This window comes from Pseudonocardia terrae, assembly GCF_021343995.1.
Classification (GTDB): domain Bacteria; phylum Actinomycetota; class Actinomycetes; order Mycobacteriales; family Pseudonocardiaceae; genus Pseudonocardia; species Pseudonocardia terrae.
In genome coordinates, this window is record NZ_JAJTTE010000059.1 from 18,211 (window position 1) to 42,498 (window position 24,288).

Sequence of the window (24,288 nt, forward strand, 5' to 3'; positions counted from 1 at the left end):
TCAGGCCTCCAGCCCGCGGGCGCGTGCGGCGGCCCGGCGCAGCGAGCGGACCGTCAGCTCGCCGGCGAGGTGCCGCTTGTAGTCCTCCGGCCCCCGCTGGTCCGCGACCGGCCGGCAGTGCTCGGCCGCGATCCGCCCGGCCTCGGCGAAGCTCTCCTCGGTCGCCGGCGCGCCGCGCAGGAACTCCTCGGCCCGGGGCGCCCCGAACCGGTCGGCCCCGACGGCGGTCAGCCCGAGCCCGACCTCCGCGACCCGGCCGCCGTCCAGCCACAGCGCGGCGCCCGCGGCCGCGACGGCCCAGTCCCCGGCGCGGCGCTCCACCTTCGTGTAGGCGCTCCCCCCGCCGGGCCGGACCGGGACCCGGACCTCCACGAGGATCTCGGAGTCCTCGACCACCGTCTGGTACGGACCGACGTGGAACTCGCGGACGGGCACGAGGCGGCGGCCGTCCGGTCCCTGGACGACCGCGACGGCCCGCAGCGCGGTGAAGACCGCCGAGAGGTCCTCGTTCGGGTCGGCCTGGCAGAGCGAGCCGCCGATCGTCCCGCGGTTGCGCACCACGGGATCGGCGATGACGCGCTCGGCGTCGTGGAACATCGGGAAGTGCTCGCCCGCGACGGCGGACGCCAGCAGCTCGGCGTGCCGGACCAGCGCGCCGAGACAGAGCTGGGCCCCGTGCTCGTCGCGGTCGAGCCGGATGGTGCCCAGCTCGTCGAGCCCGTTGATGTCGATCAGCGTCTCCGGGTTCGCGATGCGCAGCTTCATCATCGGGATGAGGCTGTGTCCCCCGGCGAGCAGCCGCGACTCCGGCCCGTACCGCTGCAGGAGCGCGACGGCGTGGTCGACGCTCGTCGCCCGCTCGTACTCGAACTGCGCAGGCACCTGCATGGCGCCTCCCGGAGTCGGACGTCCCATGGTGGACGTCGGCCGACGTGGCGAGTCATTGTGATGTCAAGCACACTCGGCGGCAACGGATGCTTAAGCCTTCGCTTATGGGGGCCGGGGGGAGCCCGCGATGACGCTGACCCAGTTGAGCGTGTTCGTCCTCGCCGCCCGGCTCGGGTCGGTCACGGCCGCCGCGAGCACCCTCGGTGTGAGTGAACCGGCCGTCTCCCAGGCGCTCGCGGCGCTGCGCAGGCACTTCGGCGACCCTCTGCTCACCCGCGGCGCGGCCGGCATGGTGCTGACCCCCGGAGGGAAGCGGCTGCTGCCCATCGCCGCCCAGCTGGTGGGGCTCGGCGCGGAGGCCGAGGCGGCGGTGCGCTCGGCCCTCGGCGCGCCCGAGCAGGTCCGGCTCGTCGCGCCCAGCGACGTCGTCGAGTTCGTCGCCGGCCCGCTGGCGGCCGCGTTCGGCGCGCGGACGGCCGGCTCCGTCGAGTTGACCGCCGGCGTGGCCGGGACCGGAGAGATGGCGGCGCTGGTGGCGCAGCGGCTCGCGGACATCGCCCTCGGGCCCCGGCTCACCGGGGACCGCAGCCTCGGTCTCGTCAGCGAGCCGATCATGAAGTGCCGGCTGGCCGTCCTGGCCGCACCGGGTGTCCTGCTCCGCGGCACCCCGGCCCGATGGAACTGGTTCATCGACCCGTCGGGCACGGACCCCGGGAGCGAGGTCGGTCGCCTGCTCGCCGCGCTCGGCGTACCGGAGTCCCGCCGGAGCGTCTTCCCCAACCAGACGGCGGCCTGGGACGCGGCGACCAGGGGCCGGGGGGTGGCGACGGGGTGGACCCATCTGGCCGTGCACCACCTGCGCCGACGCGAGCTGCAGGTCATCGACGTGCCGCGCACCCCGGTCGAGCTGTGCTGGCACGCCACGATGCCGCCCGTCGACCGTCGCGCTCCCGGCGCGACCACCCTGCGCCGGTTCCTCGGCACCCCGGAGGCGACGAAGCTGCTGCGCTCCCCCGGCACGGGGGTGCCGCCGTCGCGCTTCCGCCCGCCCGTCCACGTGACGATCTGGAGCTGATCCTGCTGCTTCCCGGCCTTCCGTCGTGGTCGGCGCTGCCTCGACGTTCGGCAGAGCTCAGACCGCGGCGGTGCCGATCAGGCCCTTCCGCGTGACCAGCCCGGCGAGCTGCTCCTCGGTGAGCCCGTCCGTGCCCTCCGGCCTGCGGGGCAGGACCATGTACCGGGACTCGGCGCTCGCGTCCCACACCGAGATCGCGACCGAGTCCGGCAGCTCGAGCCCGAACTCGCGCAGCACGCCGCGCGGGTCGCGCACCACCCGGGACCGGTAGGCCTCGCTCTTGTACCAGGTCGGCGAGGGTCCGAGCAGCGCGATCGGGTAGCAGGAGCACAGCGTGCAGACCACGACGTGGTGCTCCTCCGTCCCGTCCGCGCCCACCCCGTTCGCGACCACCTTGAGCCGCTGCTCCTGGATCCCGCCCGCCATGGACAGGCCCAGCTCACGGATCGCGGCGTTGGCGTCGGCCAGCAGCCGCTCCGCGAACCCCGGGTCGGTCCAGGCCCGCGCCACGATCCGGGCTCCGTTGGCCGGGCTCCCCTTGGCGGCGAACTCGTCGATGCGGGTGTCGATCTCCCCGGGTTCCAGCAGACCGCGTGCCTCCAGCAGCGACTCGACGTGCCGGACCTCGGCCGAGATCGTCGAGCTCGCGTGTGCCCCGCTCATCCCCGCTCCTCCACCAGGTAGTCCTCCCAGAGCTCCACGACGACGGTGTGGTCGCCGGAGCCGAACAGGTCCGCCGCCGCGAAGCGGACGTGGTACACGGGGTGCGGCTCGGTGTGCCGGCCGCGGGCCCGCTCGTCGGCCAGCGGGTGCCGGCCCGCCTGCTCCGCCACGGTGCCGACCGCGCCGCGGGCGTAGCCGGGCAGCCGGGTGTGGCCTGCGACGTCGACCGACCGGGTGCGCACCCGGTCGCCCGGCGCGAACCGGTCAGCCATGGGCGAGCTCCTCAGCGGTCGCGACGCCCTTCTCCGCCAGCAGCAGGCGGATCGCGGCGAACCACCGCTCGTAGTAGGAGGCGGCCAGGTACTCCTGCACCGGGAGCCGCTCCTGCGCGTCGCGGAACTCGTCGAGGTTGTACACACCGCGCCGGATCAGGGCGCCGTTGAGGGCGAACACGTGCGCCTCCCAGTCGGCGTGGAAGCGCGGTTCGTCGGGCTCCTCGACGATCGGCGCGAAGCCGCTCATCCCGCCGACGTCGTTGATGCGGCTCACCGGCTCTTCCTACCTCAGAACCTCCGAGGCAGTCATCCCGGTGAGAGGGTCGGAGTCCCCCGATCACGGCGGCGCGGCGACGGCCGCGGTGGTCATGGCCGCGGCCTGGGTGTCGGTATCGGCCGAGATCGGGCTGCGTGGTGTGCGGAACCAGCCGAGCAGGCTGCTGATCACGCCGGCGACGACCAGGTACCCGAGCAGGACCCAGAGATGGGGCGCGATGCCGTGGCCGTCGAAGTAGACGGTGTTGCGCAGCAGCAGGTAGGCGTTGCGCGGCGGCAGGTACGGGCCGAGGTCGCGCCAGAAGCCGGGCAGGTAGGGCACCCCGTTGGCACCGCCGGAGGACGGGTTGCCCAGCAGCATGACCACGAAGACGGTGAGCAGGGTGCCGGGAGGACCGAGCAGCTTCTGCAGCACCGAGGCGAACAGCGCCACCGCGGCGATGATCAGCGCGGCGATCGGCCAGACCAGCCAGAACTTGCCCGGCGGGAAGCCGTGCAGCAGCGGGCCGACGACCAGGCTCACCAGCAGGCCCCCGAGCACGGCGAAGCCGCAGAGGATGCCCACCCGCCACGGAGCGGTGGCCTCGGCGGTGGCCCCCATCAGCGAGGTGGAGGCGTTGTAGCCGCCGATCAGCAGCGGCGCGAGCATGATCGACAGCACGATCCCGTACGGGTCGCCGGAGGCGAGCGGCGTCGGCTCGGACGCCTGGACCTGCAGCTGCTGGCCGGTCGCGACGGCGGCGCTCCGGAACTGGTCGGCGATGTCCAGCGGGGCCAGGTCGCTCTGCGTGGGCACCACGAGGAGGGTGCTGGCCCCCGGCGGCGTGTCGGGCACCAGTGCGGCGAACAGTTCGCCCTGGTCGATCGCCTGCTGGAGCGCCGAGGCGGTGGGGTACTCGTGCACCGCGAGCGAGTAGCCCTGTTGCTGCACCTGGCCGATCAGCGGTGAGGCGCCGACCACGCCGACCGGCATCTGGTCGGCGACCGGCGAGTGGCCGGAGGCCATGTAGGTGGTGGAGAACAGGGCCTGCATCACCGCCGCGGTGGCGAGGGCACCGAGAATGGCGACCGCTGCCGTCCGCCGGGCCGACGGAGCGGCCGCACGGCGGTGCGACGGGCCCGCCGAACCGGGCGGGGTGGCCGTGGTCGGATCGGGCGTCACGGCCGGCGGGTGCGGGCGGGCCTCGCGGAACCACTCGAAGTAGCCGAGGACCGCGGTGCCCACGATGACGTACGCGAAGAGCACCAGCAGCGGGACGGTGAGACCGTGCCCGCCGAAGTACAGCGTGTTGCGGATCAGGGTGACCGCGTGCTGCGGGGGCAGCGCGGTGCCGACGGTCTGCCAGAACACCGGCAGCAGGGACAGCCCGAGCCCGCCCGACGAGGCGAGCCCCAGCACGATGAACGCCACCACCACGATCAGCGAGCCGAGCCGGCCTGCCAGCCGCTGGATCGCCGCCGCCGGGATCGCCACCGCGGCGATGACGAGGATGAAGCAGGGCAGCAGGGGCCAGAACCGGTCGGAGCCGAAGGCCCCGATGCCAGGACCGGCGATCAGGTCGGTGAGCAGCGCGCCGATCACGGAGTAGCCGACCAGGATGGACACGCGCCATCGAGCGGCCGCCCGACCGGTCGCCTTCAGGACGAAGACGGCCACCAGGAAACCGCCGATCAGCAGCGGCAACAGCAGCAGGCCGGTGACGCCGCCGGTCCGGTCGCGCAGGGGCAACGGCTTGGCGTCGTCCACGGTGACGGGGCGCCCCACCTGGTGCGCGGCGTCCTCGAAGGCTGCGCCGAGGATGATCGCGGCGAAGAAGCTCTTCTGCGGCGCGATGACCAGCGTGTCGGAGGCGCCACCCGGCACATAGGCGCCGTAGATCTCCCCGTTGTCGACCGCCTGCACGGCCGCGGCCTGGTCGGGGTAGCTGGTCAGCGTCAGCGACAGCTTCGACGTCACCGCCGAGCTGACGGGCGAGGAGCCGGTCACCCCGAACGGCAGGTTGTGCGGTTCCAGCTTCTGGTCGGCGCTGACCAGACACAGCGCCAGCAGCACCTGCACGATCGCGACCACCGCCAGGGCGGCGACGATCCGGCGCCACCCTCCGCCCGGCCGGGTGCCCGTCGGAGGTGGCTCCGGGGGTGCGCCCCGCTGAGCGGGTGTCGCGTCCGCCGCGGTCGCCGTGATCGGTTCGCGGCCCGTCTCGGGCTCGGCCATGCCAGCTCCCGCACGCTGCAGTCGTGAGCCCCTGACCCTCGATCCGTGTCGCGGATCGTCCGGCCCGAGGGTCGGATCGTCCTGGGGCCTGTGGCACACCCACCGGTCCCGGAACCCGTGACATTCCACCGACTCGTCCGGCGCAGTCCGCTGACTTCGGCTCCAGGAGAGAGTCCGAGGCTGGCCCGCGCACCGGCGGGCGGCCTCACCCGACGGGGGTGACGCCTTCGCAGGCGTGGCGCCCGGGACCGGTCACAGGATCGCGATCGGGTTGACCGGCGACCCCGTGCCCGTCGGCAGCCGCAGCGGCGCGACGACGCACAGGAACGACCAGCGGCCGGCCTCCGCGCACACCTGGGCCAGCTCCGTGAACTGCAGGTAGTCGAGCAGATGCAGGCCCAGCGCGTTGACGGCCAGGACGTGCACGGGGAAGTCGACCCCCCCGACGGCGCTGGGGGCGGTGTCGTTGTTGCCGTCCCCGGCCAGGGCGGCGATCTGCCGCTCCGCCAGCAAGGACAGCACGCCCGGATGCAGCCCGGCCCGGGCCTCCGCGGCATCCCAGGGGCCCTGTTCCATCCGTCGGCGGCGGTGCCCCACCCGCACGCACAGGATGTCGCCCCGGCCGACCCGCACCTGCTGGTCCCGTTCGGCGGCGAGCAGGTCCTGCACCGTCACGTGGTCGCCCGGCTCCAGCCAGGGCACGCCGCGGGAGCGCGGCACGTCGAGGAGCACACCGCGCCCGACGATGCCCTCGGCCGCGGTCTCGACGGACAGCTCGGCCGCCCCGTCCTCCGTGACGGTGTCCGCCGGCACCCCGTTGTACAGGGTCCCGTCGAAGATGACGTGACAGAGCGCGTCGAGGTGGCTGTCGGCGTTGCCGTGGATGTTCATGGCGATCCGGTCCAGGCTGAACGACACCCCCGGTCCGGCGTCGGCCCCCGGCGGTCCCTTCATCCGGTGCCGGGCCGGATCAGGGTTGTCGGCGGCCGGCTGGTGCTCGATCGGCGCCTCGAGGGACACCGTGCGGCCCAGCCTGACCTGCCCGATGGCGACGAGCACCTCGGCGGGCGTGATGTAGTTCAACGCGCCCCGCCGGTCGTCCGGCCCCCACGGCGGGGTGGCGCGAAGCTGCTCGTACAGCGTGCGGAACTCGGTCTCGCTCATCGGCCCGGGCGGGAACGCAGGCGGGTCGGTGGCGGTGAACTGGCTGCCTGTCATGCCTTCGGCCTCCGATCGGTTCGGGTCCGGACCCTGCGGGCGCGCGCCGGTCATCCCCGACCGCGCCGCACGGCCCGCTGCCAGACGAGCCGCTGCACGGGGAGTCCGGCGATCGCGACGGCGGCGAGGACGGTGACGTTGAGAAGCAGCTGCAGGAACGAGCCCCACGCCTCGCTCCCGCTCCCGAAGGCCAGCGACAGGCCGACGTCGGAGGCCGCCGGGATGGTCGTCACGGAGATGAACACCCCGATCAGCGTGCTCGACCGCGCCTCGGTCAGCGAGACGACGCCGACCACCCCGGCCAGCACCGCGACGATGAAGGAGAACCAGTTCGGGGTGTCGATCAGGTTCGACACCGGACGCACGCCGAGGGCGTAGAGCTCGGGCTCCAGCGCTGCCCACCGGACGCCGAGGGACAGCAGCAGCGCGCCGGCCACGGCGAGGGTGAACCCCACGAGCAACGCGCCCGCACTGCGCCGTACCCGGACGAGGTCGCGGCGGGTGACGCCGAACGCGAGGCTGAGGACGGCGCCGTACTCCGGTCCGACCACCATCGCGCCGACGATGAGGATCCCGCAGGCTCGCCGCGCAGCATCGTCATCAGCGCGCCGGTGACATCGGGTGGGCTGACCACGCGGAGATGGATCACCACGCCGTCCCGGCCGGCTCACACCGGCGGCCGAGCAGGCGCTCGCCGGGCCGGGTCGTCGGTGCTGTCGGTGTCGTGGCCGATCACGCTGATGTCCGTTCCTCGCGCCCCCCAGGCGAGCAGCCGGGCCGAGACGAGGGTGCGGCCCACGAGCAGGGGACGACGTCACCCCGCGAGGGTGAGTCACCGTCGGGGCACCGAATCCGGGGGCGGCTCGCGAGTGGCCGTGCTCTTACCGGGTACGGCCTGTGGCGTCATGCCTGCGCCCGGGTCCCGGACGACAGGACGCGCGACCGCGGGCCGCTCGAACAACTGGGCCAGCCCGGCTGCGCTGAAGCACGCCGCGCCCGACGCGGTGCCCCAGTTGATCACCCCGACACTGATCGCGTCACCGGTGACGGGTCGCACGAACGCGGCGAGCCCGGACAGCATGAACAGCCACGACCCGACCTGGTTGACGATGACGATCCACCAGCCGAGCGACGAGGTCATCACACGGAACCGGCCGTGGCAGACCTCCACTATGCCGACGTGTCCGGACAGCAGGAACAGGATGCAGCCGACCACCTCCGGCGCCCAGACCAACCGGTCGACCTGGCGCGCGCTCAGGCCCGACAAGAACGCGTCGAGCAGGCTGATCGCGAACGCCAACGTGCCACAGAACAAGACGAACGCCGCCACCCACCCGGGCCGGCCCGGCTCGTACGCCCACCACCGCCAGGGGCGGGCGACCAGCGCTCCGTCCTCGCCGATCTTGCGAGGCGAGTTCAGCTCCTGGACCAGAGCCGCATAAGCGCCGGTGGAGAACCAGAACCCGCCGATCAGGAACGTCCAGTCGAGGGTGGACAGCGGTGCTCCGCCGTACTGCGCCAGCAGCGCACCCAGGGTGAACAGCGCACCGCCGAGGAAGAACGACACCCCCGAGAGATCGTTGCATCGCCGCAGCCGGACGGCGACGGCCGGACGCGCCAGGATCCGCGTGACGGTGCCGTCCCGGACCACCTCGACGAAGCCCCGCTTGCGGGCGAGCCGGGACTCCCAGGTAGCGGTCGAGCCGTCGGCGTGCTGCCAATGCACCCGGCTGACCAGCGGACCACGACCACCCGTGTGCCGGACCCGGGCGTCCGGTGGCACCTCGAAAGCGTCCCCCAGGCTCATCCGCCGATCGTCCTGGACACCATGAGCCGTCGGAACCGCCCGGCTCGGGCGAAAGCACGCTCAGGCGATGTGAGGGCGGCGGTCCCACCCCCGCTGGGTGATGACGGTGGGCGCCGCAGGCCATCACGGTCGGAACCCGACGGGGTGCTCGAGGCAAGGCTGCGCCCCGACCCGCGGTGACCATCGGGCAGGCCGACGCGGGTGGCCCGATCAGAGGGGATGCCGAGAATGCCGCTACACGACCGCGACTCGGTCCGTGACGAGCTCGACGACTGCGTGTTCGTCGACCGCGACCTGACCAGGCCCGTCACCAAGTACCGGTTCCCCCGGCAGGAGAGCCTCCCGAGGGACGTCTCCCAGCTGGTGTCCGACGAGCTGATGCTCGACGGCAATGCGCGCCAGAACCTCGCCACCTTCTGCCAGACCTGGGTGGAGCCCGAGGTGATGGGCCTGATGGCGCTGTCGGTCAGCAAGAACATGATCGACAAGGACGAGTACCCGCAGACCGCCGAGATCGAGCGGCGTTGCGTGCACATGATGGCCGACCTGTGGAACGCGCCCGAGGCGGCCAACACCGTGGGCGCCTCGGCGATCGGCTCGTCGGAGGCCTGCATGCTCGCGGGGATGGCGGCCAAATGGCGGTGGCGGGCGAAGCGGCGGGCGGCGGGCAAGCCGGTGGACAACCCGAACATGGTGTGCGGCCCGGTGCAGGTGGTGTGGCACAAGTTCGCCCGCTACTGGGACATCGAGATGCGCGAGGTCCCGATGGCCCCCGGCCGCTACGCCATGGACCCGGCCACGATGCTCGAACGGGTCGACGAGAACACCATCATGGTCGTGCCGACCCTCGGGGTCACGTACACCGGCGCCTACGAGCCGGTGGCCGACCTGTCGCTCGCCCTCGACCAGCTGCAGGCGGACACCGGCCTCGACGTCGACATTCACGTGGACGCCGCCAGCGGCGGCTTCCTCGCCCCGTTCTGCGCGCCCGACCTGGCCTTCGACTTCCGGCTCCCCCGCGTCAAGTCGATCAGCGCCTCCGGGCACAAGTTCGGGCTGGCACCGCTCGGCGTCGGCTGGGTCGTCTGGCGCGATGCCGGCGAGCTACCCGACGATCTGGTGTTCCACGTCAACTATCTGGGCGGCGACATGCCGGTGTTCCAGATCAACTTCTCCCGGCCCGCCGGGCAGATCATCGCCAGCTACTACAACTTCCTCCGCCTCGGACACGAGGGTTATCGCCGCATCCACCAGGCCTCCTACGACGTCGGCCAGTACCTCGCCGCCGAGATCGTCAAACTCGGTCCTTTCGAGTTGCTGTGCGACAGCAGGCCCGACACCGGGATCCCGACGGTCACCTGGCGGATCCGCGAGGGCGAGGACCCCGGCTACACCCTGTTCGACCTGGCCGACCGGCTGCGCAACAAGGGGTGGCAGGTGCCCGCCTACACCCTCACCGGGACCGCCGCCGACATCGCCGTCCAGCGCGTCCTGGTCCGCCTCGGCGTCAGCCGCGACATGGCCTCCCTGCTGCTCGACGACTTCCGGGACGCCGTCGCCCATTTCAGCAACCACCCCGTCACCATTCCCATGACGAAGCAGGAATCGGGGGGCTTCAGCCACCTCTGACCCGGCGCCACAATTGCCTACGGGCGTTGTCACGCGTTCATCGTCCGGTTGCACGAGATGGTTCATTCGAGCCACGGCCTCCCACCCGGTTCGCCAGGAACCAGATGGGGAACGGCCGCCGCCCCTCGTAGCCGTCGTCCCAGAAGTCGACCTCCCGGGCCATCGAGTTCCGCTGCCCCATCGACCGCAGGGCCACGACGCCTCGTCCCGCAGGACCGGATCGCCCACAGCGCGGCTCGCTCGTCATCCTTCCCGGGAGGGGACGATGTCGTCGAACGCGACCTGGAGGTGGCGAGGCCCGCGCAGGACCGGATTGGTCCGGTACGGCGGCGGGTCGGTGACCAGCCGCGGGTTGACGAGCCGGCGCGCCAGCTCGCCGAGCGCGGTCTGGGCCTCCAGCCGGGCGAGGGGCGCCCCGAAGCAGTAGTGGATGCCCCCGCCGAAGCCCAGGTGTTGGTCGCCTTCGCGGGCGAGACCGAACCGGTCCGGGTCGAAGCGGTCGGGATCGAACCGGTCCGGGGCGCGGACGTGGTCGGGGTCGCGGCTCCCGGCGGCCAGAAGCAGCACGATCCGGGAGCCCTTCGGCATGGTGGTGTCGGCGATCTCGATGTCGTCGAGAGCGGTCCGCCACGGGACGAAGTGCACGGGCGGCTCGTAGCGCAGCAGTTCCTCGACGACGCGGAAGACCATCTCGGGGTCGCGGCGCAGCCGCTCGAGGACGTGGGGGTGACGCAGCAGCGTCAGTGTGCCGTTGGCGATGAGGTTGACGGTGGTCTCGTGCCCCGCTATCAGCAGGAGGAAGGAGGTGCTCAGCAGTTGCTCCTGGGTCAGCTGCCCCTCGGGTCCGTCGTCGGTGGCCAGGGCGGAGAGCATGTCCCCGCCCGGGGCGCGACGGTGGGCGTCGATCAGCCCGGAGAAGTACTGGGCCATCTCCGTTCCCGCCTGCTGCACCTCTGCGGCAGCGCCGGTGTCGGGGTCGAGACTCTTGAGGAGGGACTCGACCCAGACGTGGAAGCGGGGCTCGTCCTCGCGTGGCACGCCGAGCAGCTGGCAGATCACCGCGACCGGCAACGGATAGGCGAGCTCGTCGACGATGTCGACCTCGGTGCGGCCGACGAAACCGTCGATCAGGCCGCCGACGATCTTGTGCAGCTCCGGTGCCAGGCCGTCGACCCGGTCAGGGGTGTGGGGTGGCCTGAAGTGGCGGGTGACGACCCGCCGCAGCCGGTCGTGCTCGGGGGGATCGAGGTGGAGGAAGCTCGCCGGCAGGCCGGGCACTCCCTCCGGGACCCCGGCGGCCGAGGCGGTCAGGTTGCGCGGGTCCGAGCTGACCCGCGGGTCGTGCAGCAGCTCGACGATCTCGCGGTAGGTGCTGACCACGTAGCCGCCGTCGTCCTGTCGGGCGACCGGCGTCGTGCGCAGCTGGGCGTAGAGGGGATACGGGTCGGGCGGTTGGCGTAGTCCAGAACCTGTTCGAAGAGGCTGGGTGCGGCCATGGCACCGGCTCCTTGCTCGTCCGTGCTTGCGGCTGGTGGAGGCTCGTGGCGCTCAGCGCGTCACGAATTCGGCTCGGCGCTCACTCGGGTCGTGGCCGGTGACCACGACAGTGGCGGCCTGGGTGGGGATCGGCGCCTCGGGGAACTCGGCCGGGACCGGGCGGACGTCGGCGGGTTGATCCACCGTCTGGTAGGTCGGCGGGAAGGGTGCGGCGCGCTCGACCTGGCGACCGTGGAACTCCAGCCACTTGGACTGGTTGAAGGTGACCGCACCGACCAGGCGTCCCTGCCGCCCGTAGGCCGCGACGAACCGGCGGTCGGGGACCGAACCCTGGGTGATCACGACGGAGTCGGCCACGCTGGGCACCCCCGTCGACTTGATCTCGGTGCCGAACTGCGTGGACCAGAACACCGGCACGGCCAGGTGCGGCCAGCGGTCGGCCTGGCTGCTGATCATGTTGTGGGCGGCGACCTCGGCCTGCGTCACGGCGTTCCCCCAGTGCTCGAGGGCGAGGAACTGGTAGCCGAACATCGGTTGCGGGGCCCGGGCGACGTCCCGCCGTCCTCCTGTCAGGCGATCGTGCGCTGTCAGGTGATGATGCGTACGACCGGCAACCCGGGCGGCGGGCGCTGCATCCTTCGACGCCCGTGTCCGTGCTCACGCCGACCCAGGCGGACCGCCGGGCGACGAGGGTCCGACCGTGAGCGGGCACTGGCGTCACCCGGCGAGGGGGAGCCACCGGGTCGCGTCCGGTCACCGCCGACGAACGACCGCAAACCGGCGGTGGCCTGACGTCGACTGGTTCTCCCCCGGGGACCTCGCGGACCGCTCGTACGCATGCTCAGTCCCGTCTCAGTCCCGTCCCGCCCGTCGAGCACGGTGTCGGTGCCCGGTTACCCGGCCTCGACCAGGCGCGCGTGACGCCCGCGGGTGCGAGCCCGGTACCAGGCGGATCTACCGAACGAAGGCACCCGGTTCCCAAGGCTTTCGGCCCTGACCGGGCCCGTGCTGCCGGGCGACGATCGACGAGGGAGCCGCGCCACGAGGTCGTGTCGCGCGTACGAGCCGACCGCGACGTCGGCTGATCTCCGCGAGGAGACGCGGTATGCGGGCGAGGACATTGCGGTGGGCATCGTGACCGTTCCCGACGGCGCGGCAGACCGAGGGCATGCGGAGGGCCGGCCCTCGTCGGTTCGGATCGCCTGGACGATCGTGCGGGTGGCCACCTCGGTCACCGCGCTGGTGGCGCTCTTCTACGGGTTGCCCCTGGACCACTCCTCGGTCCGGGCAGCACTGACGATCCTCCTGATCGGACTGGCGGGATTCATCGCGCTGGTCGGCTTCCAGGTCCGCTGGATCATCCGGTCGCCGTACCCGATGCTGCGTGCCGTGGAGGCGCTGGCCACGAGCGTGCCGTTCTTCCTGTTGTTGTTCGCGGCCACCTACGTCGTCCTGGCCGGGTTGTCCCCCGGCAGCTTCGGCGAGCCCCTGACCCACACCGACGGCCTGTACTTCACCGTCACCGTGTTCAGCACCGTCGGCTTCGGCGACATCACCGCCCACACCCAGCCGGCCCGTGTCCTGGTCACCGTCCAGATGATCGCCGACCTCCTGGTCCTCGGCCTGGCCGTCAAGGTCATCGTCGGCGCGGTCAAGCGCGGTCAGGCAGGGACGAGCCGCTGACGCGCCCGGCGGCCGCGGCGTCGACGGCCCGGCACCGGGGGCCGCCCTCGTGTGGTTCGCGGTCACGGCCCTCAATGCGCCGGGCCAGCGCGACGACCCGGGCGTCGCGGTCATCATGGGCGGGGGTCGGCGTGGCCATCCTGGGGGTCGCACTCATCGTGCTCGTGCTGCGGACACTGCTCGCCCGGGCCGTCGCGCGCGACGTCGAGGCGGCGCAACTGCAGGCCGAGTTGGACGAGGTGAGCTGAAGCCGATCGCCGTGGGCGAGTGGCGGAGGTGTCGCTGACGGACGACGTCCGGCGGGCGACGATCAGGTGCACGATCGTCGGGGCTCAGATCGACAGGGGGCCGGGCATCTGGCCGGTGACGATGTAGATGATCCGGCGGGCGATGGCGACGGCGTGGTCGGCGTAGCGCTCGTAGAAGCGCGCGAGCAGGATCGCGTCGACCGCCGCCGCGACACCGTGGGGCCAGTTGCGGTCCATCAGCTGGCGGGACATGTGCTCGTGCAGGTCGTCCATGGCGTCGTCGTCGGCCTCGAGCTGCGCGGCCCTGACCAGGTCGCGGCTCTCGATGACGTCGACGGCCTTGCGGGCGAGCTCGACGCCGACCCGGCCCATCTCGCCGAAATAGGGGGCGACCTCTGCGGGCAGCACGGGCTGGGGGTGGCGGCGGAGGACCGCCTCGGCGATGTGCTCGGTCAGCGCTCCCATCCGCTCGATGTCGGAGGCGGTGTGGATGGCCGAGACGACGCTGCGCAGGTCGGTGGCGATCGGAGCCTGCAGCACCAGCAGCTCGAACGCCTTCTCCTCGGCCTCGTGCCACTTGAGGTCGATGCCGCCGTCCTCGTCGACGACCTCCTGGGCGAGCGTCGCGTCGGATCGCATCAGCGCACGGGTGGCCTTCTCCAGAGCGACCGCGACGTCACGGCACATGCTCGTCAGGAGAGCGACCATCTCGTCGAGCTGCTCGGTGTAGGCGTCACGCACCCGGAACAGGCTATGCCCTTCCGGGCGCGAGAACGACGAAGGCCGACGCCGACACGACCCTCATCCCCCGGCCCGATCGCCGCGTGGCCTCCCGGACCGCTCGGCCTGCAGTCGGGCCTCCGCGCGCTGAGCCTCGGCCCGGGTGCTGCGCTCACGGCGCAGCCACTCCGGCTGTTCCTCCTTCAACGCCGCGATCTGGGCGGTGGTCAGCGGCTCGGTGATCTCGGCGCGAGCCAGCCCGGAGATCGACACTCCCAGTCGGTCCGCGACGACCTGGCGGGGGTGCGGGCCGTTGCGTCGCAGCTCGCGCAACCACTCGGGCGGATCGGCCTGCAGGGCGTCGAGCTCGTCGCGCGAGACGACCCCGTCGCGGAACTCGGCGGGCGTCGCGTCGAGGAGCACGCCGAGCTTCTTCGCCGCCGTCGCGGGCTTCATCGTCTGGGTCGCCCTCTGCCGCGTCATACGCCCAGGGTATCGGGGCCGCACCGGCCGATAGCCTGGGCCGGTGAGACACCCCGCCTCCTTCCGGCTCGGCTACGTCCCGGGCGTCACCCCGGGCAAGTGGGCGCGGATGTGGGCCGAGCGCCGTCCGCAGGTCCCCCTGCATCTGGTCATGGTGACCACGGACGAGGCGGTGGAACTGGTCCGGACCGGCGCGGTGGACGCCGGACTCGTCCGGCTGCCGATCGACCGGACCGGGCTGCACGCGATACCGCTCTACACCGAGACCACCGTGGTGGTCGTGCCGAAGGAGCACCTGCTCACCGCGGCCGAGGAGGTCACGGTCGCGGACCTGGCCGACGAGATCGTCCTCCGGCCGCAGGACGACACGCTCGCCTGGCCCGGAGACCGACCGGGACGGGCGGGGGTGTACGACCCCGCGACGACGGCCGAGGCGATCGACCTCGTCGCCGCGGGCGTCGGCCTGCTGGTCCTCCCCCAGTCGCTGGCCCGCCTCCACCACCGCCGGGACCTCACCTACCGACCACTGGCCGACGCGCCGGGGTCGGGCGTCGTCCTCACCTGGCCGGACGCGGAGAACACCGACCTGATGGAGGAGTTCATCGGGATCGTCCGCGGACGCACGGTCAACAGCTCCCGCACCCCTCCGCCGAGAGGGAACCCCGGGGACACCCGCCCCTCGAAGGAGAATTCGGACCGGCGCCCGCGAGCCCGGCGCGGCACGCACCGCCGCTGAGTCAGAGGTCGGCACACACGACGAAGGCCCTGGTCCCTGCCTCCTGTTCGGAGTCCTGACCAGGGCCTTCGCTGGTGGGCGATACTGGGATCGAACCAGTACCACACGCTTGCCCCTAGGCCCCTCGAGACCTGTCCAAATGCTGCTCTACCTGGGGATATGGCAAGATCTGGCGCGCCCACACGTCTCCGTTGGGCACCACACCGGTACCCTGTATCTGGCACGTATCTGGCACGGGCACCAGGGAGCAGGCCATGGCGAAGGCAGGCAAGAGGTACTTCGGCAGCATCAGGAAGCTGCCCTCGGGCAGGTTCCAGGCGCGCTACACCGGCCCAGACGGCAGGACGTACTCCGCGCGGCGAGAGAGCGGCCAGGCGCTCACGTTCGAGACGAAGGGCGATGCCGAGGCGTGGCTTTCGCTCCGGCACTCGGAGATCCTGCGCAAGGACTGGCTGCCTCCGGCCGCTCCGAAGACCAAGCCTGCGACCGTGCGGGAGTTCACCGACGGCTGGCTCGCGCAGCGAGACTTGGAGGTCCGTACCCGCGAGCACTACCAGCAGCTCCTGCGCGACCACATGTATCCCTCGCTGGGCGAGGTACCGATGACGAACCTCACGGCGGCCGACGTCCGCGCCTGGCATGCAGCCCTGGGCGCCACCACGGGGCCGACCGCGCGCGCCCACGCCTACGGACTACTGCGAACCGTGCTGAACACCGCCGTGGCCGACGACCTGATCCCCGCCAACCCATGCCGAGTACGGGGCGCGGGCCAGTCCAGGCGGGTGAAGAAGATCGTCCCGGCGAGCCTTCCCGAGCTGGAGGTCCTCGTGAAGGCAATGCCCGCCAAGTACCACCTGATGACCCTGCTCGCGGCGTGGTGCGCGCTGCGGTTCGGCGAGCTGGCTGAGATCCGGCGGTCCGATGTGGACGTAGACGCCGGGCTGCTGCACGTGCGGCGCGGCGTGGTCCGCACCAAGACCGGCCGCCAGGTGAAGGGCCCGAAGTCCGAGGCAGGCAAACGGACCGTGGCCATCCCACCGCACCTGATGCCGCTCGTGCGGGAGCACCTACAGGAGTACGCGGCGACGGGTCGTGACGGCCTGCTGTTCCCCGCCCGCCACGGGGAACAGCTCGCCCCCTCGACGCTGTACAAGGTCTACTACCCGGCCCGCGAGAAGGCGGGACGCACGGACCTCCGGTTCCACGACCTGCGCCACACGGGAGCGACGCTGGCCGCTGTGTCGGGGGCGACCATCGCGGAGCTGATGGCCCGCCTCGGTCACTCCACGCCCGCCGCCGCGTTGCGCTATCAGCACGCCGCGCGCGACCGGGATCGCGTGATTGCCGACGCGCTGTCGAAGTTGGCGGTGGCCCCGCCCTCGGGCTGAGCGGATAACCAGCCCGGTGCCCACGCGTGTGCGTGCCGTGCAGTCAGGTAGCAAAGCGTGCGCCAACTAGCGCATTGTGGTGCGATGTGGCAAGTACCCGACCGGGTGATACTCCTTGATCGGCCGTGCGGCCCGTTCGTAGCGTCAGCACCCGACACCCCCCGGCTCCTGGCCGACAGTCGCCAGACCTCCCCAACCCGCCGGGGCGAGAAGGGCGCAGCACCATGGCACGCACCACCGAACCGAAGACCCCGAAGCGGCAGCTCGTGAGCCTGTCCACCGCTGCCGAGTACGCCGACTGCGGCGTCAACACCATCCGCCGCTGGATCAGTGAAGGGCGCCTGCCCGGGTACCGCCTCGGGCCGAAGCTGCTCAAGGTCGACCTGAACGAGCTCGACGAGCTGGCCCAGCGCGTCCCGACGGCTGGGGCATGAGCCGCACACGCTCCACGGGCCAGCCGCCCCCGACACAGCGGAGGGGCGGCCCCAGCTCGCTGGAGCCGCCCCCGCCAACCTGCGTCGCAGCTCACCCGATGAGCCAGGTCAAGTCTATCGCCAAGGACGAAGACGCGGACGTGGAGTCGACTGTGGACTCCGACAACCGCGCGGCGATCCACGCCGTGCTGCGCGCCGAGGACACGCGGCTCCGCGAGGTGCTGGCCCACGACCGGGCGGTGCGGCGGGCTCTGCGCTGGCGCCCCAGCGACACCAGCGCCGAGGAGGCGCGCACCCTCGTCGCTGCAGCCCGCGTGGAGCAGCGTCGGCGCGGTGCAGAGGGCGTCCTGGCGCGCCTCCTGACAGGAGGGCGCCGGTGACCCCGCTTGACGGCGTGAGCCGGGGACAGGCGATCTTCGAGGCGAGGCTGCGCCAGCAGGCCGAGACGCCCACCCCTACACCGCCACAGTCGGAAGGGGCGCCTCCTGCTGGCGAAGGGTCGCCTTCGCCGGCGGGCGCCAAGGAGACCCAGCCCGAGCTTCATCGCGGGCAGCTCCGCTTCGCCGAGCGGCTGGTCCGGGCCAACGCCGACCGGCTGCTGCACGTGCACGGCATCGGCTGGCACCGCTACGACGGCACCCGCTGGGCCGAGTGCCGCGAGGGGGCCGAGACCCGCGCCGTGGTCGACCTGATCAAGGAGGCCTGGCGGGAGCTGCCCGAGCTACCGAAGGCTGAGCGCGACGACCTGCTCCAGGACATCCGGCGGGTCGAATCCTCGGCCGGGGTGGCCGGGGTGCTCGACCTGGCCGGGAACCTGCACCCGTGCACCACCACGCACGAGGAGATGGACGCCGACCCGCTGCTGCTCAACACCCGCTCTGGCACGGTGCACCTCGAACGCGCCGACCTGGGGCCCGCGCATCCGGCCGACCGCCTGTCGAAGGTCACCACGGCCGCGTTCGTGCCCGACGCGGCCTCGGGGGTGTTCGAGGAGTTCCTGGCCCGGGTGCAGCCCGACCCGGACATGCGTGCCTACCTCGCCCGCCAGCTCGGCTCCGCACTCCTCGGCCGGGTCCGCGAGCACGTCCTCAACATCTGGTACGGCACCGGCGCCAACGGCAAGGGCACCCTGCGCGACGCCGTGCGCCACGCGCTCGGCGACTACGCCATCGAGGTGCCGCCCAGCGTGCTCCTGCTGAACAAGTACGGCGACCAAGCACTCGGCCCGGAGAAGATGCGCCTGCGCGGGGCTCGGCTGGCGTTCTGCTCGGAGATCGCCCGGGACGCGAGCCTGGACGAGGCCACGGTCAAGAACCTCACCGGTGGCGACCCGGTGCCCGCCAAGCTCCTCTACCGCAACCCCATCGAGTTCGAGCCCTCGCACACCTTGTTCATGCTGACCAACTGGCTGCCGAAGGTCAGCGCCGATGACCCCGCAATCTGGCGGCGCCTCCAGCCGGTGCCGTTCAACGTCGTCGTCCCGGCCACCGAACGCGACCCGGAGCTGCCCGAGAAGCTGCACGCCGAGGCCGACTCCGTGCTGGCCTGGCTGTGGGCGGGCTGGCTGGACTACCGGCGCCAGGGCCTCAACCCGCCCGAGACCGTGCTGGCCGCCGCCCGGCAGTACCACGACGACTCAGACCTCATCGGCCGCTTCCTCGCCGACGACAGCGTGATCGTCCGGGGCCACGGCACTGTCCTGTCGAGCAAGCTCTACAGCGCCTTCACCGACTGGTGCCGTGCCGAGGGCGAGCCCCCGGAGCTGACCAACAAGGCGTTCACGACGGCGCTGCACAAGCGGGGCTTCAACATCGCCCGGCGGACCAGCGCCGGACGCTGGTGGGCGGGGCTGTCGCTGCGGGGCGAGCAGTGACTGGTGTCGGGTTGTGTAGGGCTTCCCAGGAGTCCTACGCGGGTGCGGGTGGAAAAGTCCTGGAGAACCCGACACCACCCGACACCTCCGCAGGTCAGAGCGTTGTGCCCCTCGGCGAGGGCCCGACCCACGGTCCGGGTTCTTGGTGGCCGGGGCGCGCCTGGGGCCCTTGGTACCCGGGGCCCCCGCCAACCCCCGGCCGCCGAGCCCGGGCGGCCCCGCCTGGACCTGCGAGCCAAGTGCGCCGCAGTTCGCCGTCAGCGCGCTCAACCCCGCGACCGAACCGATGGAGGGAACCGGTGATCAACCGTCGACCCGACCCGCTGTTCGAGCACGCTCGCGCGCCACGGACACACCGCGCCTTCGCCGGTCGCCGACCCTTCACCTCGATCCCGCAGCGCTCGCACGCCGAGCGCGAGCACGACGCATTCATGGACCAGCTCGTCGCCCGCTTCGCCGCCGCGTCACAAGCGATGAACCGCGACCGCCGAGCACGCAGCACACCAGATGACCACGACCGCCACACCACCGCGCCATGATCACCGACCGATGTGGACAGGAACCGGCCTGTACGGCCCGCTGCCGCGCGCCCACGCCCACGGGGTACCCGACACCCGACCCACCGCCCGCCAAGCCGCCAGCGACACCACCAGCGGCCCGGGGGGACAGGGCGTTCCAGTCCCAGACCAGACCGCCGACGGCCACCGTGCAGGTGGTCGACCTGACGCTGTGGGTCGTTTTGCGATCACGGTCACGGGACCGTCCCAGGTTTCGTGATCTCGGGTCCCGAGCAGCCCTTGGGAGGGCTCATGATGAAGAACGACGAACCACGATCGGTGGGGTTGTATTGGCACGCCGCGACCGGCCGGTGGCGGCCGTGCGCCCCTCGTGACCCGCGCGCGACCCGGGTGGAGCGGGTGGATGAGCACGGTCGCCCGCTGGTCTGGGATCGGAACGGGTGGCGGCCCGCGACGGGCGTCATCCCGTTGGACCCGGCCGAGGTGACGGCGTTCCTGGACGGCGCCTCGTGACTGCGCGCAAGTGCCGGCAGTGCGGGGACCCGCTGCCGCCGCGCACCACGAACATGGGCCCGGCACCCCGGTACTGCTCAGTCAGGTGTCGCCGGGACCGCGAGCACGAGCTGGCCCGCAAGCGCAGGGCGGCCCGTAGCGCCCGGCACTGGGCGCGGGTGCTGGGCGGCACCCGGGAGCCCCGGTGAGCGGCGACCGGCCCGTGCAGGGCCACACAGGGCCCGACCAGGAGCCCGTGCAGCCGCGCCGGGTGTGGGTGCGGGTGCGGGTGCCGGGCTGGCCGGGCGGCGAGCAGGAGATCGAAGCCGAGAGCGTCGAGGCGCTCACCCACTACGACCCGAGCGCATGGCGCCGGGTGAGCTGATCAAGGAGACGCATGAACGTCATCGACACCAGCCACGCTGCGGCCACTCACACCCTGGTGGCCATGCACCGCCACGTACCCGCCCTGGTGGACCTGGGCCGCCCCCTCGTAGCGCAGGGCCAGCCGGACGGGCCGCCTCAGCTCCTCACGACCACCGGCACGTGGTGGGCCGAGCCCGACGGCGTGGCCCGAGTCGTCGGGTTGGACCGTGGCCGAGTCGAGGTCACACGCTGGCGTGACGAACGGGAGACCGAGCGCACTATCGGTCGGCCGACCCTCTAGACTGAGACCGTCCACATGCGACCGCGACGCCAAGCCGCGTGCGAGATCGAGGGCCGCCACGGGTCAAGATCACGCCCCAGGCGAGGAGCTGACCGGAGAGCCACCAGGCGGTTGGCCACGCTGCTGGACCCGGCACCAGCGCCTCCGATGCTGGCCGGGCGGCCCCCGTACGCGCCTCCGCGACCACGGGCCGTCTCGCTCTCCGGGCCCGCCGGTCTCACCAGACCACCCACCTCGTGGAGGATCGCGTGGAAACGCGACTTATCGAGCGGGCTGCGAAGACCGCCCGCATGCACGTCAAGGCAATCGAATCGATCACCGACCGCGCCGAGAAGGAGGGCCGGGATCTGACTTCGGCCGAGGAGCAGCGCGCGCAGCGTCACCTCGAGGAAGCCAAGGCGGCCACCGAGCAGATCAAGGCGCTGAAGGCCGACCAGTCCATGCGGGCGCAGATCGCCGATCTCGGCGGCGGCCTCGGCCTGATCGACGGTTCGGCCAGCCCAGGACGGAGGACCGAGGGCGAGCTGCCCTCCTACGCCAAGCGCAAGGCGTCGGCATGGGCGCAGGACACGGCCGAGCGCATCACGAAGGTGCAGACCGCCCACGGGATCAAGGCGCTCGTGGCCGGATCAGTTGACGTCCGCGCCCCGGCTGACGACACGGTGACCTTCCCGCAGTACCCGCTGAGGGTGCTCGACCTCCTCACCGACCGGAAGGCGATGAGCGGCAACGTCTTCTCCTACCTGCGACAGACGGTCCGCGACCTCAACGCCGCCCCCGTCCCCGACGGGGCGGTGAAGCCCACGTCGGTCGTCACCACCACCGAGATCGAGGATCGCTGTCGCGTGGTGGCACACATTTCAGAGCCTGTGGTCGAGCGCCTGCTGGCGGACTACGACGATCTGGAGGACTTCCTCCGCAGCGAGCTGGAATTCGGCGTGTTGCAGGCGCTGGAAGCGCAGCTCGTCTCCGGTGACGGGCAGGGCGAGGACTTCACCGGCCTGCTCCACACCAGCGGCACCATTGCCCAGCCCTACGTCACCTCCCCCTGGGTCAGCATTCGCAAGGGGCTGACAGCGCTGGAAGTCATGGGAGAGTCGCCAACGGCGATCGTCGTCCACCCGGCCGACGCGGAGGCCTTCGACCTCGCCCGCGAGGGAACCGAGGGCGGCTGGCTGCTCGCCTCGGCGCCCGGGAACATCACCACCGGCCTGCCTCTGGTTCGATCCATCGCTGTACCCCCAGGCACCGCGCTGCTCGGTGATTGGCGGCAGACCCGCCTGTACGTGCGCGAGGACGCCAAAGTCGACGTCGACCGCTCCGGTGACCTCTTCACGACCAACCAGGTGCGCCTCCGAGTCGAGGGGCGTTGGGGTCTCGCCGTGCGCAGGCCCTCGGCCTTCGCAGCCGTCGACCTGACCACGGCATGAGCCCGACTCGCAGCTCAGAACCCGGGAAGGGACACCTTCGGAAGGTCTACCTTCGCCGGCTACGAGCCGACCACTCGTAAGCTGTCCAGCGGCACGCCCCCGGACCGAGCGTTGACACCGTCGGCGATCGTCCCCCGGGGCGTCGTGCCAACCAAGCCGAGGTCCGAGCGCCGCTGTGGGTGCCTAGGAGGCTAGGACCGACGAAGTCGGTGTGATCGAGTCATGTTTGGAGGTCATGCGGCGAAGCCGGCCTGGCGGGTGAAGTCATCGAGGGCTCGCTGGTAGTCGCGGGCGGCGGTGCGCAGGGTGCTGGATGCGGGTGGGTCGGGGTCGACGAGTTGGGCGAGGCCGGGCTGGAGAAGCCGGGTGTGGATGTCGGTGATCAGTTTGGCGTGGGCCAGTCCGGTCTCGCTGACCCGGTAACGGTGGCTGCCGGGGACCCGCGCGATGAGGCCGTGGGCGCGTAATCGGCGCAGGTCGTAGCTGACCTGTCCGGCCGACAGCCCGCCGAGGCCGAGGAGCTCGGCGAGCAGCGCCCGCAGGTCGGGGTTGCGGAACCCGTTCGGGAGCAGCCGGAACACCAGCAGCGCTTGCAGCAGGGCCTGGGCGCGGCGGTCGCCCAGGCGCAGCCCGGCGATGCGGTGCCCATCGGCAGTGTGGATGGGCTCGTGGACAGCGGTGAAGGCCTCGGCGGCGCGGATCGGGTTGTGGCTCCAGTCGTTGGACGCCGAGCAGGCGCCGGTTGGCGGAGAAGCCGATCTCCCGCAGCGCGGGCAGATGGGTCAGCCGTTTCCGGATGCCGAAGTCGCGGGGATCGTTGATCGTGGTCTCGGTGCGCAGCGCCCGCCCTTCCTTGTGGTACTGCTTGATCGTGGTGTGCTTGTAGTCGATGTGCAGGCTCGGGGTGACCCCCTCGGTGAGCACGCGGGTGCGGAACCGGCCCGGCGTGGGTCGAGGCCCGCGCCGCATCAGCTTCCGGTCGAAGATCAGCGACACCTGGTCGGGGCGGCCGGCGTCGAGGTTGTCCCGGATGACCTGCTCGAAGAACACCCGCCCGGAGATGGGCCGGTCCAGTACCTGGGTCAGGGAGAACTCCGCCTGCAGGACCGAGCACTCGTAGCGGTAGCCCGCGGCGCGGTCGGCGTCGCTGAACGGGTTGGGCAGAATGGCCAGCCACTTGTCCAGCAGCGCCTGGATCTGGGCCGGGCCCAGCCGAGCGCAGAGCGCCTGTAGCCGCTCGCCGTCGCCCGGGTCATCCAGAGCGGCGAACCCGTTGTCCAACGCGGTGTAGCCGATCCCTTCCCGGCTGGCCTGCCGCTTGGCCCACTCATGGCCGTTGAGGCACAGCTTGGCGTTGTAGGGAAAGTAGGAGCAGAACTTGAGGAAGAACGGTCCGAAGTCGGCGTCGACGGCATACACGTAGTACTGGTTGACCACCCCGGTGGAGGCCACGATCCATGGATAGGCCGCGCCCTCGGCGTTACGACGCTTCTCGGTCCGGAACAAGGCGATCTTCTCCTGGGCCCGGCCGATGAACAGCACCCCCTCCTCGGCGGGGAACTCGGCCAGATGGGCGTGCATGACCTCGTCCTTGCGCTCGCCCTTGGCGAAGTCCACCCACGGCACTCGCTGCTCACGGGCGAAGCGGCGCATCGCCGCAGCGAAGGCCTCGCTGATCTTGGCCAGCGGGGCGGTGGAGGCGATCGGCAGATCGAGCTGGCGATGGACGTAGGCCACCAGCCCGGCCGGGTACTGCAGCCCGGGCACGTACACGTTGAGATACATCCGGTCGATGCATTCGATCTCGAACAGCACGTGATCGGCAAGGACATCAGCGACACTGCGCGGTAGCGTCATGGCCGGCTCCAGTCGGACGGGCGGCCAGCAGGCCACCAACCGCCTCGACGCGGTTCATACACCGGACCGGCCCGCCGGTCACGGTCTCACCCCGCCCGACTGGAGCCCCGCCACCCACACCGGCCACGGCACGGCTCGTCGGGCTGGGGCGCAGCCCCGGTTAGTACTCCAGCCGTAGATCGTTATGTCTGTCGTTGGCCGAGCTCCTGGCGCTGG

At 71.8% G+C, this 24,288-nt stretch carries 25 protein-coding genes; 12 read left to right on the forward strand and 13 right to left on the reverse strand.

Translation table 11 applies throughout. The features are described 5' to 3' along the window. Complete coding sequence (locus LWC33_RS28775) at positions 1–888, reverse strand: FAD binding domain-containing protein (protein ID WP_233307830.1); 888 nt, start codon at positions 886–888, stop codon at positions 1–3. A gap of 127 nt (positions 889–1,015) precedes the next feature. Between LWC33_RS28775 and LWC33_RS28780 the strand changes: the two genes are divergently transcribed. Then, the gene (locus tag LWC33_RS28780; RefSeq protein ID WP_233307831.1) at positions 1,016–1,963 is read left to right on the forward strand and encodes a LysR family transcriptional regulator; all 948 of its coding nucleotides are present in this window, start codon (positions 1,016–1,018) and stop codon (positions 1,961–1,963) included. A gap of 57 nt (positions 1,964–2,020) precedes the next feature. On the opposite strand, the gene LWC33_RS28785 is transcribed toward LWC33_RS28780, so the two are convergent. The 7 genes from LWC33_RS28785 to LWC33_RS28815 form a co-directional block, all read right to left on the reverse strand. Beyond that, the gene (locus LWC33_RS28785; protein WP_233307832.1) at positions 2,021–2,626 is read right to left on the reverse strand and encodes a nitrile hydratase subunit alpha; all 606 of its coding nucleotides are present in this window, start codon (positions 2,624–2,626) and stop codon (positions 2,021–2,023) included. Continuing rightward, complete coding sequence (locus tag LWC33_RS28790; RefSeq protein WP_233307833.1) at positions 2,623–2,898, reverse strand: SH3-like domain-containing protein; 276 nt, start codon at positions 2,896–2,898, stop codon at positions 2,623–2,625. Before LWC33_RS28790 ends, LWC33_RS28785 begins: the two co-directional genes overlap by 4 nt. Further along, positions 2,891–3,175, reverse strand: a complete 285-nt coding sequence (locus LWC33_RS28795; RefSeq protein WP_233307834.1) for an SH3-like domain-containing protein — start codon at positions 3,173–3,175, stop codon at positions 2,891–2,893. Before LWC33_RS28795 ends, LWC33_RS28790 begins: the two co-directional genes overlap by 8 nt. 63 nt (positions 3,176–3,238) lie before the next feature. After that, positions 3,239–5,392 (reverse strand): ABC-2 transporter permease, encoded by a 2,154-nt coding sequence (locus tag LWC33_RS28800; RefSeq protein ID WP_233307835.1) that lies wholly within the window; start codon positions 5,390–5,392, stop codon positions 3,239–3,241. 252 nt (positions 5,393–5,644) lie between these two features. Continuing rightward, positions 5,645–6,610 carry a cyclase family protein gene (locus LWC33_RS28805; RefSeq protein WP_233307836.1) on the reverse strand — a complete coding sequence of 322 codons (966 nt, stop codon included), beginning with the start codon at positions 6,608–6,610 and terminating at the stop codon, positions 5,645–5,647. 50 nt (positions 6,611–6,660) lie between these two features. Then, on the reverse strand, positions 6,661–7,164 hold the full coding sequence (locus LWC33_RS28810; protein WP_233307837.1) for a DUF389 domain-containing protein: 504 nt from the start codon (positions 7,162–7,164) through the stop codon (positions 6,661–6,663). A gap of 278 nt (positions 7,165–7,442) precedes the next feature. Continuing rightward, complete coding sequence (locus tag LWC33_RS28815; protein WP_233307838.1) at positions 7,443–8,417, reverse strand: hypothetical protein; 975 nt, start codon at positions 8,415–8,417, stop codon at positions 7,443–7,445. 228 nt (positions 8,418–8,645) lie between these two features. Between LWC33_RS28815 and gad the strand changes: the two genes are divergently transcribed. Beyond that, complete coding sequence (gene gad, locus LWC33_RS28820; protein WP_233307839.1) at positions 8,646–10,046, forward strand: glutamate decarboxylase; 1,401 nt, start codon at positions 8,646–8,648, stop codon at positions 10,044–10,046. 243 nt (positions 10,047–10,289) lie between these two features. Here the strand turns inward: gad and LWC33_RS28825 are convergent, their stop codons facing one another. Then, on the reverse strand, positions 10,290–11,426 hold the full coding sequence (locus tag LWC33_RS28825) for a cytochrome P450 (RefSeq protein ID WP_233307840.1): 1,137 nt from the start codon (positions 11,424–11,426) through the stop codon (positions 10,290–10,292). Positions 11,427–11,594: 168 nt separating this feature from the next. Further along, complete coding sequence (locus LWC33_RS28830; protein WP_233307841.1) at positions 11,595–12,074, reverse strand: oxidoreductase C-terminal domain-containing protein; 480 nt, start codon at positions 12,072–12,074, stop codon at positions 11,595–11,597. Positions 12,075–12,761: 687 nt separating this feature from the next. Here LWC33_RS28830 and LWC33_RS28835 point away from each other — a divergent pair. Continuing rightward, entirely contained in the window at positions 12,762–13,226 is a 465-nt protein-coding gene (locus tag LWC33_RS28835) for a potassium channel family protein (RefSeq protein WP_233307842.1), read from the forward strand. A gap of 332 nt (positions 13,227–13,558) precedes the next feature. Here LWC33_RS28835 and phoU read toward each other — a convergent pair whose 3' ends face one another. Both phoU and LWC33_RS28845 read right to left on the reverse strand, forming a co-directional pair. Then, the gene (gene phoU, locus LWC33_RS28840) at positions 13,559–14,215 is read right to left on the reverse strand and encodes a phosphate signaling complex protein PhoU (RefSeq protein ID WP_233307843.1); all 657 of its coding nucleotides are present in this window, start codon (positions 14,213–14,215) and stop codon (positions 13,559–13,561) included. 60 nt (positions 14,216–14,275) lie between these two features. Next, complete coding sequence (locus LWC33_RS28845; protein ID WP_233307844.1) at positions 14,276–14,677, reverse strand: DUF5997 family protein; 402 nt, start codon at positions 14,675–14,677, stop codon at positions 14,276–14,278. A gap of 109 nt (positions 14,678–14,786) precedes the next feature. Here LWC33_RS28845 and LWC33_RS28850 point away from each other — a divergent pair, with 109 nt between their 5' ends. The 9 genes from LWC33_RS28850 to LWC33_RS28890 all read left to right on the forward strand — a co-directional run bounded on the left by LWC33_RS28850 (position 14,787) and on the right by LWC33_RS28890 (position 22,215). Further along, positions 14,787–15,413: a LysR family substrate-binding domain-containing protein gene (locus LWC33_RS28850; protein ID WP_233307854.1), complete on the forward strand. Its 627-nt coding sequence runs from the start codon at positions 14,787–14,789 to the stop codon at positions 15,411–15,413. Between the two features lie 254 nt (positions 15,414–15,667). Further along, the gene (locus tag LWC33_RS28855; protein WP_233307845.1) at positions 15,668–16,801 is read left to right on the forward strand and encodes a tyrosine-type recombinase/integrase; all 1,134 of its coding nucleotides are present in this window, start codon (positions 15,668–15,670) and stop codon (positions 16,799–16,801) included. A gap of 224 nt (positions 16,802–17,025) precedes the next feature. Then, complete coding sequence (locus LWC33_RS28860) at positions 17,026–17,235, forward strand: helix-turn-helix domain-containing protein (protein WP_233307846.1); 210 nt, start codon at positions 17,026–17,028, stop codon at positions 17,233–17,235. 98 nt (positions 17,236–17,333) lie between these two features. Next, positions 17,334–17,615 (forward strand): hypothetical protein, encoded by a 282-nt coding sequence (locus LWC33_RS28865; protein WP_233307847.1) that lies wholly within the window; start codon positions 17,334–17,336, stop codon positions 17,613–17,615. Continuing rightward, positions 17,612–19,108, forward strand: a complete 1,497-nt coding sequence (locus LWC33_RS28870) for a DNA primase family protein (protein ID WP_233307848.1) — start codon at positions 17,612–17,614, stop codon at positions 19,106–19,108. Before LWC33_RS28865 ends, LWC33_RS28870 begins: the two co-directional genes overlap by 4 nt. A gap of 1,027 nt (positions 19,109–20,135) precedes the next feature. After that, a complete protein-coding gene (locus LWC33_RS28875) occupies positions 20,136–20,327 on the forward strand; it encodes a hypothetical protein (RefSeq protein WP_233307849.1) in 192 nt (63 codons plus the stop codon). After that, entirely contained in the window at positions 20,324–20,503 is a 180-nt protein-coding gene (locus tag LWC33_RS28880; protein ID WP_233307850.1) for a hypothetical protein, read from the forward strand. Before LWC33_RS28875 ends, LWC33_RS28880 begins: the two co-directional genes overlap by 4 nt. Before the next feature lie 12 nt (positions 20,504–20,515). Continuing rightward, on the forward strand, positions 20,516–20,785 hold the full coding sequence (locus LWC33_RS28885; protein WP_233307851.1) for a hypothetical protein: 270 nt from the start codon (positions 20,516–20,518) through the stop codon (positions 20,783–20,785). Between the two features lie 236 nt (positions 20,786–21,021). After that, positions 21,022–22,215 carry a phage major capsid protein gene (locus LWC33_RS28890; RefSeq protein WP_233307852.1) on the forward strand — a complete coding sequence of 398 codons (1,194 nt, stop codon included), beginning with the start codon at positions 21,022–21,024 and terminating at the stop codon, positions 22,213–22,215. A 264-nt stretch (positions 22,216–22,479) separates the two neighbouring features. Here LWC33_RS28890 and LWC33_RS28895 read toward each other — a convergent pair whose 3' ends face one another. Then, on the reverse strand, positions 22,480–24,072 hold the full coding sequence (locus tag LWC33_RS28895; protein ID WP_233307853.1) for a hypothetical protein: 1,593 nt from the start codon (positions 24,070–24,072) through the stop codon (positions 22,480–22,482). Positions 24,073–24,288 lie beyond the last annotated feature (216 nt).